At 49.1% G+C, this 13003-nt stretch carries 12 protein-coding genes; 8 read left to right on the forward strand and 4 right to left on the reverse strand.

Annotation, left to right across the window (positions count from 1 at the left end):
• Positions 1 to 85: 85 nt before the first annotated feature.
• The 3 genes from GA0116948_RS07510 to GA0116948_RS07520 all read right to left on the reverse strand — a co-directional run bounded on the left by GA0116948_RS07510 (position 86) and on the right by GA0116948_RS07520 (position 4894).
• On the reverse strand, positions 86 to 1543 hold the full coding sequence (locus GA0116948_RS07510; protein WP_089710706.1) for a DUF5723 family protein: 1458 nt from the start codon (positions 1541 to 1543) through the stop codon (positions 86 to 88).
• Between the two features lie 306 nt (positions 1544 to 1849).
• Positions 1850 to 4396 (reverse strand): cytochrome c biogenesis protein CcsA, encoded by a 2547-nt coding sequence (ccsA, locus tag GA0116948_RS07515; RefSeq protein WP_240619161.1) that lies wholly within the window; start codon positions 4394 to 4396, stop codon positions 1850 to 1852.
• A gap of 102 nt (positions 4397 to 4498) precedes the next feature.
• Positions 4499 to 4894 carry a cytochrome c maturation protein CcmE domain-containing protein gene (locus GA0116948_RS07520; protein WP_089710710.1) on the reverse strand — a complete coding sequence of 132 codons (396 nt, stop codon included), beginning with the start codon at positions 4892 to 4894 and terminating at the stop codon, positions 4499 to 4501.
• 334 nt (positions 4895 to 5228) lie between these two features.
• Between GA0116948_RS07520 and GA0116948_RS07525 the strand changes: the two genes are divergently transcribed.
• From GA0116948_RS07525 to GA0116948_RS07540, 4 genes are all read left to right on the forward strand, one after another.
• A complete protein-coding gene (locus tag GA0116948_RS07525; RefSeq protein ID WP_089711140.1) occupies positions 5229 to 6272 on the forward strand; it encodes an agmatinase family protein in 1044 nt (347 codons plus the stop codon).
• Between the two features lie 100 nt (positions 6273 to 6372).
• Entirely contained in the window at positions 6373 to 6957 is a 585-nt protein-coding gene (locus tag GA0116948_RS07530) for a hypothetical protein (RefSeq protein WP_123891726.1), read from the forward strand.
• A gap of 28 nt (positions 6958 to 6985) precedes the next feature.
• Positions 6986 to 8272, forward strand: a complete 1287-nt coding sequence (locus GA0116948_RS07535) for a radical SAM protein (RefSeq protein ID WP_089710714.1) — start codon at positions 6986 to 6988, stop codon at positions 8270 to 8272.
• A 125-nt stretch (positions 8273 to 8397) separates the two neighbouring features.
• Entirely contained in the window at positions 8398 to 9291 is an 894-nt protein-coding gene (locus GA0116948_RS07540; RefSeq protein WP_089710716.1) for a hypothetical protein, read from the forward strand.
• Positions 9292 to 9371: 80 nt separating this feature from the next.
• On the opposite strand, the gene GA0116948_RS07545 is transcribed toward GA0116948_RS07540, so the two are convergent.
• The gene (locus GA0116948_RS07545; protein WP_089710718.1) at positions 9372 to 9899 is read right to left on the reverse strand and encodes a thioredoxin family protein; all 528 of its coding nucleotides are present in this window, start codon (positions 9897 to 9899) and stop codon (positions 9372 to 9374) included.
• A 254-nt stretch (positions 9900 to 10153) separates the two neighbouring features.
• On the opposite strand from GA0116948_RS07545, the gene GA0116948_RS07550 reads away from it, so the two are divergent.
• From GA0116948_RS07550 to GA0116948_RS07565, 4 genes are all read left to right on the forward strand, one after another.
• Positions 10154 to 11161 carry an alpha/beta hydrolase gene (locus tag GA0116948_RS07550; RefSeq protein ID WP_089711142.1) on the forward strand — a complete coding sequence of 336 codons (1008 nt, stop codon included), beginning with the start codon at positions 10154 to 10156 and terminating at the stop codon, positions 11159 to 11161.
• Between the two features lie 124 nt (positions 11162 to 11285).
• Entirely contained in the window at positions 11286 to 11903 is a 618-nt protein-coding gene (locus tag GA0116948_RS07555) for a DUF4294 domain-containing protein (RefSeq protein ID WP_089710720.1), read from the forward strand.
• Between the two features lie 22 nt (positions 11904 to 11925).
• Positions 11926 to 12486: a hypothetical protein gene (locus GA0116948_RS07560; RefSeq protein WP_089710722.1), complete on the forward strand. Its 561-nt coding sequence runs from the start codon at positions 11926 to 11928 to the stop codon at positions 12484 to 12486.
• Positions 12487 to 12494: 8 nt separating this feature from the next.
• Complete coding sequence (locus tag GA0116948_RS07565; RefSeq protein ID WP_123891725.1) at positions 12495 to 12998, forward strand: hypothetical protein; 504 nt, start codon at positions 12495 to 12497, stop codon at positions 12996 to 12998.
• Positions 12999 to 13003 lie beyond the last annotated feature (5 nt).

Here is a 13003-nt window from a genome sequence, read left to right on the forward strand (position 1 = left end):
ACATTGCCAACCACGATAGGAAAACGGCTGGCCGGGTGGCTTATTACCAGGCCAGTGATCGCTGGAAAAAAGAAGGATGTAGATATTAAAAAGCGCATTCCACCTGGCGAATGGCTCGTTTTTCTTCCCGCGTTTTGCCTTGTTTACTATTGCCCAGGGGCAGGCGCACCGCCAGGAAAAAGTCTGCACGTTTTATATGGCTGCTGGCCAGGTCGGAGAAGATACTGCCGCTACCCAGGATTACCGGGCCTAAGCGCAGGCCCATGCCTACATCTACCCCCTGGTAGCGGTTCACGCTCATAGGCAGGAAGGCACTCCACCAGCCATGTTCGTAGCGGGGCGTAAGCTGTGCTATGGTGATCATGTTATTGCGGAAATCGGTTTTGGCGTTGGTGTTTAAACCAAATACAGCGTTGCCGCTCAAGGCCCATCCACCGCCAAACTGATAATCGGCAGAAAGATGCAGGGCGGTGGGCAGTTGCATGTAATAACTGCTGCGTTGCACCGGGTCGTTGGTGAAGTATTGTTTTACCCGGTTGGACCAGTGTTTATAACTTTCACCACGGCTTTTGTTTAGAAGGCGGGGATCAATGTCGGGCTTATCCAGGTTTAGGCTGGTATTGTATAAATCGTTGTTATAATTAATGCCGCCGATGTCGGTAACGGATACGCCTATACGTAAACGGTAAGCGTCTGCATCGTCATTAAAGTAATCGTTGCCTCCATAGTCGGCGCCGTCGCCACCTTCCGAATCGGGCCGCCATTCCCACGTGAAACCAATATCGGCCCCTACGCCAGGATAGCGCCCCAGGTTGTAATAATGCTCGTCCGGATGGCTTTCCCGCGCCAGGTTCTCCGTATAGCCATACACCAGGTGCCCCCCATCTATCGTCATGCTGGTAGGGCTGTTCAGGCGCAAGGTAGTGTTAGACACGATCGCATAGCCAGAGGCGATGCCACTCAGGTATTTCAGGGTAACACCGCCCTTGATCCGCGAGAAGGTAGATTCCATTAATACGCGGGCATAGGTGAACCCAAACTCGTTCCAGGTATTGAAAGTGCCAGCCACATGACCCATGTCTAGCGTTTGACCGATATATTGGCTGTTTGGAAAATGCACGGTGGCAAAATTAAGTAGCCGTGGGCTGAATGGCCCCCAGTTTGCAGCCCCGCGCACCCGCCAGGTAAAGGCAAGCGACTGGGTTTCGTCGATGGAATACATGACCGAAGGCATAAGAATGTCTGCCTGTGCCCAGGCAAACTGGTATAGGTTGGAGGTAGTATCCGGGAAGTAGTCTGTACCCAGTTTTAATGAATCCGTACGCAGGGCGCTTTTGGCAAAACCGGCATAAGTATTACCCAAAGCCGCTGAAGCACCTGCGATGTTCACATCCCATTTAAAATGGGTGCTGGCAGCGGTAGCCGGGTTGGTAAGAATGCCATAAATGCCGGCATCCGGGCTGGTGCTATACCCCCCAAAGGTCTGCGCCAAGGCAATACTTGTCGGAATAAATAATAAAAATACAGTGAATAGGCGGCGCATAGGTTTTCGTAGCGTATATGCGTTTATAAAATAAGTCCATTACAAGAGTACATATTCTTGTGCCAAATGCGGTGCTTTTCTTACCAACGCGTTTCAGTTCAATTGATTGAGATAGTTTATTGATTACATCTCGGCCATTCGCGTTGGTAAATATATTTATTTTTAATATGAATATGCAATTTACGGGAAACTAAATACAAAATAAATTCCAGCGATCCGCCAGTTTTTACCGGCAACCGCTGGAAATCATTTGTTTAATTTTAGGGGAATAGAATAGCCGTAGGCCTGTATACATGGGCAGGTTAATTATACCTGTACTGGTTTATGCTTGCGGGTATTCGTCGTTTTCTCTACGCGGCGGTTTTGTTTTACCCGCTGCACTATGCTCATGAAAAAGCCGGTGATCATGATTAATACCCCCATCCACAATACATTAATGTAAGGGAATATCATAGCCTTCATCACAATATAGTTGCGCTGCGTACCACCCGAGTCTTTCACCTGTATCTGCACCTTTGCTTCATTGTTGCTGGTAGGCATAATCTTGTCGAACTTCACGTACAGCGACATAGCGCTTAATGTATCGTCTACATTGTATTGATAAGCACTGTCGCGGATGAAATACACCGGTTCCAGTTTATATTGCTCCTGGTTATTGCTGCTGTATACATCTAGTTTTGCGCTTACGGCCATTTCGCCATCCTTCGGCTTATAGTTTTTCGTTTCGGGGTGAGGCTGTATAGCACGCAGTACCATGTAGCCCTGGGAGAAGAAAATAGAATCGCCGGGTTTTATATCATGTGCCACATATTGGGCGGTATCTTTATAAGCGTCTGGGTCTGGCAGGGAAGTAAGGTAGGTGAAGATATCCTTGGTCAGATAATGTTTGCTCGATGGATTAGCCACCAGGCTGGCGGCACCTTTCCGGTTAATAAACGCATCAGGATACAAAGTGAAGCGTTCGGTAACATTGCCTTGTTCGTCCGTCTTTTCATAGCGTACGCGGTAATAGGTTTTAAAGTCGCCTTCTACTATGCTATCCCCCACGTAGGTGGCGTGGTAGTTACCCATTTGCATGGGCATGTTCAGCGGCAGCATCAGGTTCTCGCGGCTATTTTCCTTTGATTCTTTGGCGAAGTAACCATCCAGTATCTTCATATTGTCGATAGAGATCACTTCTTTTTTAGCAGAAGAAAGCAATATGCCCAGCAGGATAAGGCCAAAGCCAATGTGGGCCACCGATGCACCCGCAGCTTTAAAATTGCCTTTCAGGATACCGATGATGTAATTAATATTGGCCACCACGGCATATACGCTGGCATACAGCATGGTATAAATCGCAATAAGAAAACCAGTGCCATACACGGAGTAATTAATATGCTCTAGCGTAGCTATCAGTACGGTAAATACAACGGAGAGCGCAGTAGGCAGCCATATCTTTCGCCAGGCATATCCTTTGGGTGTTTCCTTGTATTTCAGGTATTGTATTACCGCCGTGAAGCAACCTATTACAATGGCAATCCATATCTGTATTTTATTGTAATGGAACACCGGCTCAATGGGCGGTGCAATATCCTTCATGTGAAACAGCTTCATCAGCCCCGTGCCGTTCAGTATCTTATTCCACACCGGAATGGAGGTGGTAAAGGTGATCTGGATAGCGGCCATGAGTAACACCAGCGATGCTACAAACATCCAGAACTCCCGGCTATAAGTGCTTTCCTCTTTGTGTACCGTAGGGATAGCTTTCCTGTGATAGATCATCAGGCCAAAAGCCGGCACCAGGAAGGCCAGCATGAACCACAGCAATTGCTGCGTCATGCCCAGATCGGTGAAGGCGTGTACGGAAGTGTCGCCCAGAATGCCGCTGCGCGTGAGGAAGGTGGAGTATAAAATGAGTACGAAGGTGATGAAGAAAAAGAAGAAGGTGATCTTAAGCGACTGCCCGCTGCTTTTGTAGGCCAGCAGGGTGTGGATGCCTGCCACCAGCGTGATCCAGGGTACCAACGAAGCATTTTCCACTGGGTCCCAGGCCCAGTAGCCCCCAAAGGAGAGCGATTCATACGCCCAAGCAGCCCCCATCATAATACCAGTACCCAGCACCATAGCGGAGAACAAAGCCCAGGGCAGTACGGGTTTTATCCATTCGCTGAAACGGCGGGTCCATAAGCCGGCAAAAGCAAAGGCAAAGGGTACGATGGTAGAAGCAAAGCCCAGGAACAATACCGGTGGGTGAATCACCATCCAATAATTTTGCAGCAGCGGGTTCAGGCCATTGCCGTCTTTTACAAAGTCGAGGTAATTTTTTAATTGAAAGATAGGCGCCGCCTGGTTTTCTTCGGTTTGCCGCAGTAGCGCAAAGGGGTTGCTACCCACTTTATAGCCAAAGAAGTAAATGCCAATTAACATAGTGGCCAGGCAGAACTGGGCAAAGCTCATCACTGTCATCACCGGGCGTTCCCAGGTTTTGGCGGTACGCATCAATACCAACCCCAATATGCTTTGCCAGAAACTCCACAACAGAAAGCTGCCTTCCTGGTCGCTCCAAAAGCTGGAAAACAGGTAGGCGGTGAGCATGTTGCGCGAGGAATTGCGCCATACATATTTGTATTCGAATAAATGATGGTACAAAATATAAAACAGTGCGCTGAATACTGCAAATACAGACAGTGCCTGTATCACAAAACTCCAACGGGCCATTCGCTGCCAGGAAAGCTGTGTGGCCGTTTCCGTGGCGCGGGTGGCATTATAATAGGCAGTCATCGCCACCAGCGACGCTACCAGCGATAGAACGGCAAAAAAATGTCCTATTTGCCCGGGAATTAAATGTTCACCTATAAATGTAGTTTCCAACGTCTTACAGTATTATTAGTAGGAGGTGTAGCACAGTAAGGCAGCAGCTCTTCGCGCTCCCCGGCCATACGCCCGGATATAAAATGCTAAAGAGATAACGGATTAAATAGTTTTACCAATAGCCACCTGGTCTTTTTTATATTTAGACGGGCATTTCATCTGAATTTCCCGGCAATGAAATTCATTACCTACAATTTTGCCCGTGAGTACCACCGATTCGGCTTTTTCAAAATCTGTGGGTTTGGTGCCGGAAAAGACCACTTTACGGATCTGGCCGGATTTGTCCTTGGCATAAAAACTAAATAAATTGGCGTCCTTTAAAGCATTGTATTCCATAGCACGGGTGGTATCTACCACGCTAATCACCTTGTAATCCTTGCCTGCACTGCTGCTGGCGGTGGCAAATGTTTCGTAGGTACTGAAATCACCTACCATGGTTACAATCACTGCAATAGAAATAGCCACGACGACTAGCAGTATTATATTTGTTTTTTTCATCCTTTATTAGACTTATCCAGTCGCGAAATTACGCCAAAATGCCGTTGAGGAGTATATTTTTTATTTATACGGTAGGCCTGTCAACTAGGGTGTCAGCCCGGGACGATCAGGGCGAAATCCCCCGCCTGGTAAGGCTTTTGCCTTTGCTTATATCCTAATAATGTGCGGAATATAGTATGATAAAAGTCAGGATATAATGATTTGGCATTTCATTAACAAATTAGTGGTATCAACTATCCGTACAGTGCAGCCCTCCTTCCGGTAAGCTTGCTACGACAACTTAACTGCATGGAACCTGGAAATAGGTTATCTTTGCCACCCGAAATTGAAAATGATGGCTGATTTATCGCAATTTGACCCCAACTCAGTAGGGTTGTTGTCTAACAACGTATTTGGCTTGCCTTTCACGGAAGAAGAGGCAAAACTGGTGATACTGCCCGTTCCCTGGGAAGTAACGGTTTCCTACAACCAGGGTACTTCCCGTGCCCCGGAACATATATTTAAAGCTTCGCTCCAGGTAGACCTCTACGATCCGGATGTAGTAGAAGGCTGGAAACAAGGTTTTTACATGCGCCAGTCAGATAAAACACTGTTGCTACGCAGCGATTACCTCCGCAAAGAGGCCGAACTATACCTGAAATTCCTGACAGAAGGTGGCGACATTGCTGAAAATCCTTTCCTGAGAAAAACGCTGGTAGATGTGTGCAATGGCACTAATACCATGAATGAATGGGTCTACAAGCAAAGCAAGGAATTGCTGGATAAAGGAAAATTGGTAGGCCTCGTGGGGGGCGACCACAGTACACCGCTGGGATACTTTAAAGCCATCGCCGAGAAAAAAGGCGAGTACGGCATTCTTCAGATAGATGCCCACTGCGATCTGCGCAATGGCTACGAAGGCTTCCAGTATTCCCACGCCTCCATCATGTACAATGCCCTCAACGAAATTCCCCAGATATCCAAACTGGTGCAGGTGGGCATCCGCGACTATTGCGATGAGGAAGTAAATTTCATCAACGAAAGCAATGGCCGTGTTAAAACCTTCTTCGATAAAAATATTAAGGAACGCCAGTTTGAAGGCGAAACCTGGAAATCTATCTGCGACAATATCGTAGAAGCCCTGCCGCAACAAGTGTTCATCAGCTTCGACATCGACGGCCTGGACCCCAAGTTATGTCCAAATACCGGCACACCAGTACCAGGCGGTTTTGAGTGTGAGCAGGTGTACTACCTGTTTAACCGTGTATTAGCCAGCGGCCGCACCATCATAGGGTTTGATCTTAATGAAGTAGGGCCCAAACACGACGAGTGGGATGCGAATGTAGGCGCCCGCGTATTGTTTAAACTGTGCAACCTGCTGGTAAGCCAGCATATGTGATATTTTCCAGGCCAGTACCGCCACGGCGATGGATGCAGGTAATGCCTGCCCTGCGCCTGCCGGTAACGGCCTTTTGTTTACGGCGCATAATTTCGTCCCGATGTATAAGTTTCGCATCCTCCATCCATCCACGCTTACAAGGCTGCGCTTGCAGCCTATGATGCATGGCCTGGTGGGGATTTTATTTTTGTTCAATGCCATTGGGGTATACCAGGGAGCGCAGCCCAACTATTTGATGGCCGCGTTTTTCATCCTGCTGGGGTTGGGCAGCATATTGCTGCCTTTTGTACTGCGCCGTTTCCGTAAATTTGGGCAGGTAAACAGCATGGTCCGGGTGGTACAGGCCTTCACCTGCTTTACCGGCAGCCTCTATTTCCTATCGCACGGCAAACCAGACATTGCAGGTTTACTCCTGCTGGTAGGCATCGGCATTGCATATGTTGGATACACCGAATATAAAATATTACAACCGGCCTTCGCCCGCCTGGACACCATGGGCGTTACCTTACCGGCCACCTTTTCCGAAAAGAACTTTAGCTGGACCGTCCTTCAAAATGCCGTACTCCGCAACGATCTTTTCACCCTGGATTTTAAAAACAATAAAATCCTTCAAGTAGAAGTGCTAGACGACCTTACCACCTCGGAACAGGAGTCCATCAACACCTTCTGCCAAAGCCGCCTCTAATTCATAATTCATAATTCATAATTCAAACATGACGCCTTACATTCTCTATTCCGATGGTGAGGGAAATATCTTCGAAGATACTTCCCTGCATGTGACGGGCCGCAGTGGCTGGGATGCATGGCCGATAGATGCATCGGAATGGATAGAACTGCCGCAGGGCGGCTCTTTATACGAGCTACCCGGTCGCCGGGGCATTGGCATCAACGTGGAAACGGGCGAAATGATGCTGTGCGAAAAGGGATGGGCAGTGGCCGCCTTTATTCCTCCCGCGCACACCGGCGCTTACATTGCCGCTTATGAAACCATGCCAGATGCGCCCACCCTGCCATTGTTCTGCTATACCGCCGTAGGTTGGTGGGAGGGCAAATTTTACGTACCCGCTATCCGCATTGAAAGCGATATCCGCCAGGAAAACGCTGGTTTCGACGATAAAAAAGTGAAAGAAGGTGTTCAAGCTTTAATGAACGCCTACCCGCATAACCGCCTGGTGCAGCACCTGGCGCAAAACTGTGCCCTTACTTATCATTGTCCCGCCGCGCGCAATTACTTCATGGGCCGCTGGGAATGTCCAATTCCTTCTTCGCCGGCCTGCAATGCTAACTGTATTGGCTGCATTTCCTTCCAACCCGAAGAAGAAACCATCGTATCTACCCAGGACCGGCTGCGTTTTAAACCCACAGCGGAAGAGATTGTAGAATATACTGTTCCGCACCTGGAGCAGGCGCCATTCCCGATCGTGAGCTTTGGCCAGGGCTGCGAAGGAGAACCCTTGCTCATGTGGGAAACCCTCCGGGAGTCTATCAAAGAAATCCGCAAACACACGCCCAAGGGCAGCATTAATATTAACACCAACGGTTCCAAGCCAGACGCCGTGCGCGCGCTTTGCGAAGCAGGGCTGAACAGCATACGCGTAAGCCTGAACTCCGCCCAGGAACAATGGTATACGCCTTACTACCGGCCTAACAATTACCACTTCTCCGATATCGTGGAAAGCTTGAAAGTAGTGCGCTCCTTCGGTGGCTGGACATCTATTAATTATTTCGTATTCCCCGGCCTTACAGATAGTGTGGCCGAATATGAAGCCCTGCGCCAGCTAATTATCGATACAGATTTGAATATGATCCAATGGCGCAATTTCAATATAGATCCCGATTGGTACCTGGGTAAACTAAACATTGCCGATCCCGGAGAATGTCTAGGCATGAAGCAGCTTATGGAGCTTATTCACGAAGAATTTCCAAATGTAAAATTTGGCTACTTCAACCCACCCATGGAACGTATCCAGGGTGATTATGAAAAAGATTTCGCGCACTAACTATTTCGTTTATATGATCAAGAATCCCACTGCCAGCCAGCAGTGGGATTTTTTCATTGTATGCCACAAACGAATTTTTATTAGGGCACTTATAGCTCCACTTGTTTTTTTATTAACTTTGGATTATGCAGACGAAGGAACAAAATATGGCCAAGAACCTGAAAGCACTCGGCATTACCATTGCAGTGCATGCATTGCTGTTACTGGCTTTCTGGTTATTGCCAGGTTTTGCCGCACCACCACCCTTGCCTAACCAAGACCTGGGCATGGAAGTGAACCTAGGCACCTCCGATCAGGGCATGGGAGAGGAGCAGCCGCTAAATCCCAACCCGCCTAGTAATGCGCCCGCACAGGAACCTGCGGTACAAAACACGGCACCCACCGCCGCGCAAAATACCACGCCTCCGCAGGATATTGCTACCCAGGACGAAGAAGACGCACCGGCGGTAACCAAGCCCACCAAGCCCGTACCTCCGCCCAAGGAGTTTCCCAAAGAACTAGATCCAAAACCTGAAAAAGTAAAACATCCTAAGCCAGTAGAAGCTCCGCCTACACCGGCACCGCCAGAGCGGCATGCCAAAGCGGTGGCTACCGGCGGCACCTTTGCTAATAAAAACAGCGGTAATGGTGCAGAAGGGAGCAATAACTCAAAAGGTGAGGGCAATACCGGCCAGCCGGGAGACCGGGGTGCCATTGGCGGTAATCCTAACGGTGGCGGATACACGGGCGGTGGCCTGGGTGGCGGCAAGTCCGACTTCCGCCTTACTGGCCGTAACCTGGTAGGCCGTCCTACTGTTACCTACAATGGCTCCGAAAGTGGTTACGTAGCCGTAAATATTAAAGTAGACCGTGATGGCAATGTAATCGAAGCCACCCACAGCCTGCGCGGCTCTACCCTGAATAATCCGCAGCAGATCAGCATTGCGCTGGATGCCGCCCGCCGCATTAAGTACAACGCCAGCCCCGATGCCCCGGAAGTACAATTTGGCAACATCCGTTTTTACTTTAAAGTGGAATGAAATCTTGCTTGCATACTTACAAAAACGGGCCACCTTTCTTCGAAGGCAGCCCGTTTTTGATAATCACAGTTTGTACGCTATTATTTTCCAATCCGTGCAAATCTTTCACCGATTGTGTTAATTTCTGTGGGTGATCCTTTGCCTGTTTTTACCAGGATGCTTTTCAGTTGGGCTACATCAGCAGCGGTGGTTGGGCAGCCAATATTTTCGCCGGTGCCAGGCTGCCTGGAATCTGCCAGCAAATTGCCTTTGGGGTCCAGTATCACCCAAAAGGGGATGCCAGACTCCTTCCCATTCGTATACTGCTTCAGCAAAACATCTGCACCGGGATTTTCCAGATTTTTATTTTGGGGCGATTCAGATACAGTGAGGTGTTCCAAAACAAAACTGCGCTCGAAAAAAGGCTTGCAGGCAGCATCCGCAATAGCAGAATCCATTTCATGGCACCAATGACACCAGGAGGCATGAAATATGATCAATACATTTTTATGCGCTTTCGCGGCCTTTGCTTCCGCGTTTTTCAATACATCTGTGGCAGCCGGTGCGGTCTGCGCTTTCACAAACAGTGGTAATAAGCAAATGGAGAACATCCATATAAAACGTTGCATACGGTAGGTTTTTTGATATAATTAAAACTAAGAAAATGCGACAATGTGCTATTTGAAAGGAAGGGGGAGTGGTAAATGTCCATGATAAATGCAGGCAGTGCCTGTATGATCGAGGTATCGCAGTATTGGACCGCACCTATTTCGCAGGGGGGCAATCCCCCAAAATACCACGATTTAGTAATCTACCCCGTCGCCATTTTCAATACCTTTATCCAGACGAATTTCCCCGACGATTACCTGCTAAATAGATGGCTATGCCTATCTGGCTTCGTACTGTATTATCAGTTACCTTACTCCTGGGCAGCGCCTACCTGCTAGGGCCCTGTCCGCCTCGTCCCCAATATTCGCTTGTACTGCCATCTGTACCGCAAAATGCACGGTCGCTCATGGCATACATCCAAAGCAAAGAAAGCCAGCACTGCCTCAAGCCAGACAACCAGGCCCGTATTGTATGGTGCCATGGAGATGACCAACATAAGACCGAGTACAGTATCGTATACCTGCACGGCTTTTCCGCAAGCCAGGAGGAAGGCGACCCTGTACATCGCCGCCTGGCGGCCCGCTATGGTTGCAACTTGTTCCTCACCCGCCTGGACGGTCACGGCCTGGACACTGCGGCACCTTTACTCACCATGACGGCCACTGGTCTATGGGAAGACGCCAAGGAGGCCTTGCAAATAGGGAAGGCCCTGGGACACAAAGTAATTTTGGTAGGTACTTCCACCGGTGGCACCCTGGCCCTTCTGCTGGCAGCCAAATTTCCCGCCGATGTGTATGCGGTGATTAACATGAGTCCCAATATCGAGATTAACCAACCCCTGGCCTTCCTGGCCAATAACCATTGGGGACTGGCCATGTCCCGCATGATAAAACAAAGCGACTATAACATAGCCCCTGCCAAAAACGAAATGCAAGCCCGCTATTGGTACACAAAATACCGGCTGGAGGCCGTGAGTGAACTGGAAGAATTGCTGGAATCCAGTATGACGCCCGGTACTTTTCAAGCGGTACACCAGCCGGTACTCAATTTATATTATTACAAAAACCAGCAGGAGCAAGACCCCACCGTAAGGGTAAGCGCCATCCTGAATATGCAGCAGGCGCTGGGCACGCCAGACAGCTTGAAACTGGCCGTGGCTATACCCAATGCCGGCACCCACGTGCTGGGTTGCGCTCTTACCAGCAAAGACATTCCCGCAGTGGAAACCGCCATCTATCATTTTATGGAAAACACCCTCCACCTGCGCCCCCTGGAAGATTAATATTCCGTTCCGGCACAGAGTTGTATATTATTGTAACGCTGCTGCGCGTTGATACGTTATAATTACAACCTAAGTTTAATCTTCCCGGGAAAGGGAATTGCCGATTTACTATTAACTTTGGAGTATGCGCCGTTTTTTACAAATTATTATTAGCCTGCTTGTCCTCACGTTGTGGGGTTCCGGCGCGTTAGCCCAGCATCAGCGCACAGCTACAGACACCATTCCCCTGGCTACCGTGATGTACGATGGCGAGCTTATTCCCGAAATCACCCTGCCATTTACAGAAGTATACGATAAATTGCCCAGGCGTTTTGTGAAAGAGCGCGCCCGATGGACCCGCCTGCGCAATGCGGTATATGTAACCTACCCTTATGCCCTCACCGCCGCCAATATACTAAAAGACGTGAACGCCAAACTGGCCTCCATGCCCGATAAACGCGCACGCAAAGCCTTTCTGGAGAGCAAGGAAAAGGAAATGAAGGCTAAATTTGGCAACAAACTGGAAGACCTGAGCGTATACCAGGGTAAGGTACTCATGAAACTTATCAACCGGCAAACTGGCCAGAACTGCTATGATATTATCAAAGAGCTGAAGGGAGGTTTTAACGCCCGGCTCTGGCAAACAGTGGCTTTCTTCGTGGGGGGCGACCTGAAAAGCGAATACGATCTCCAGGAAGATAAAGACATTGAAGACATCGTACAGGAAATAGAGGTCTATCATTCCCTGCACGCCTATAATTAAAGGACAGAAAATTTGAACCGTGATGAAATGGACCGTACTATGTGTAATACTGCTGGCCGCCTTTAGCGCCCAGGCTCAGACGGGTACCCCTGAAAATGGCAGCCCGGAAAACGACAGCACCTTTTACGTGGTAGATAGCGTAGCCGTAGGACTCGGCAGCATGCACGACCTTTCCCCGGAAAAAATAGCTTCAATTTCCGTCGTTTCCGGCGCAGGCGTAGTGCGTAAATATGGCGAAAGGGCCGCCAACGGCGTGATTTATATAGAGACCAAGGTCTTTGCCCGTAAGCATTACACCGCCCTCTTCGCCAATAGTTCTGCTGCCTACAAGCAACTGCTCACCGAAAATAAAGGGGACGACACTCATTTTGCCTACGTACTCAATGGCCGCCTGCTGACCATTAACCCGGAAGGAGAATTGTCTGCCATCCAGCTCACCGAACTACGTGCTATTTCCGTGATGCAACCCAAAGACTTGCAACGCATCTATGGCGTAAAAGACAAGGTGGCTGGGGTACTCATCACCACCAGCACCAGCAGTGGTGCCGCTCATGGAGGTGGGGGCGTAATTACTGCGAAATAAATCCCACTATGAAATACCTATTCTTATTCTTATTCTGCATGGGGCTATATGTTACTGTTATGGCGCAACAGCGCAAGAAAACAACCGTTGCCGCAGTGGCGCAGCCATCCTCCCCATCATCCCTTTGCCCACACCTCATTTACCTCGATACCCTGGACATAGATGTGCCGGTGAAGGCCCTGAAAGACACCTTCTCCCTGCCACAAGCAGATGGTCATTATCTGAAAATATACGCCAGCGATTGCCAGGGGACCCTGTTTGTAGAGCAGCGCATTAGTACCAGTCACCGCCTTATTTTTAAAGGATATTACAAAGCCGTACCCGAGCCGTCTACCCTTTCTCACCATATAATAGATCCCGTAACAGGGGAGGAGCGTTTTAGCGAACGTACCGTGTTTGTACCGCTGAAAACCGGTACCTGGCAGTATTTTGGCCCCGCTGGTACAGTGAATGAAGAACTGGACTATGACAATGGCCACCTCACCGACACCCGGTCTATGGGTGATTATTAGGCCTT

The sequence above is a fragment of the Chitinophaga costaii genome (genome assembly GCF_900094705.1).
GTDB classification, from domain to species: domain Bacteria; phylum Bacteroidota; class Bacteroidia; order Chitinophagales; family Chitinophagaceae; genus Chitinophaga; species Chitinophaga costaii.

Coding starts and splice junctions, on each gene's coding strand:
- GA0116948_RS07525 (WP_089711140.1), top strand. CDS start 5,229: ATGGCTGATTTATCGCAATTTGACCCCAACTCAGTAGGGTTGTTGTCT.
- GA0116948_RS07520 (WP_089710710.1), bottom strand. CDS start 4,894: ATGAAAAAAACAAATATAATACTGCTAGTCGTCGTGGCTATTTCTATT.
- GA0116948_RS07545 (WP_089710718.1), bottom strand. CDS start 9,899: ATGCAACGTTTTATATGGATGTTCTCCATTTGCTTATTACCACTGTTT.
- GA0116948_RS07560 (WP_089710722.1), top strand. CDS start 11,926: ATGAAATGGACCGTACTATGTGTAATACTGCTGGCCGCCTTTAGCGCC.
- GA0116948_RS07550 (WP_089711142.1), top strand. CDS start 10,154: ATGCCTATCTGGCTTCGTACTGTATTATCAGTTACCTTACTCCTGGGC.
- GA0116948_RS07555 (WP_089710720.1), top strand. CDS start 11,286: ATGCGCCGTTTTTTACAAATTATTATTAGCCTGCTTGTCCTCACGTTG.
- GA0116948_RS07530 (WP_123891726.1), top strand. CDS start 6,373: ATGTATAAGTTTCGCATCCTCCATCCATCCACGCTTACAAGGCTGCGC.
- GA0116948_RS07535 (WP_089710714.1), top strand. CDS start 6,986: ATGACGCCTTACATTCTCTATTCCGATGGTGAGGGAAATATCTTCGAA.
- GA0116948_RS07540 (WP_089710716.1), top strand. CDS start 8,398: ATGCAGACGAAGGAACAAAATATGGCCAAGAACCTGAAAGCACTCGGC.
- GA0116948_RS07510 (WP_089710706.1), bottom strand. CDS start 1,543: ATGCGCCGCCTATTCACTGTATTTTTATTATTTATTCCGACAAGTATT.
- GA0116948_RS07565 (WP_123891725.1), top strand. CDS start 12,495: ATGAAATACCTATTCTTATTCTTATTCTGCATGGGGCTATATGTTACT.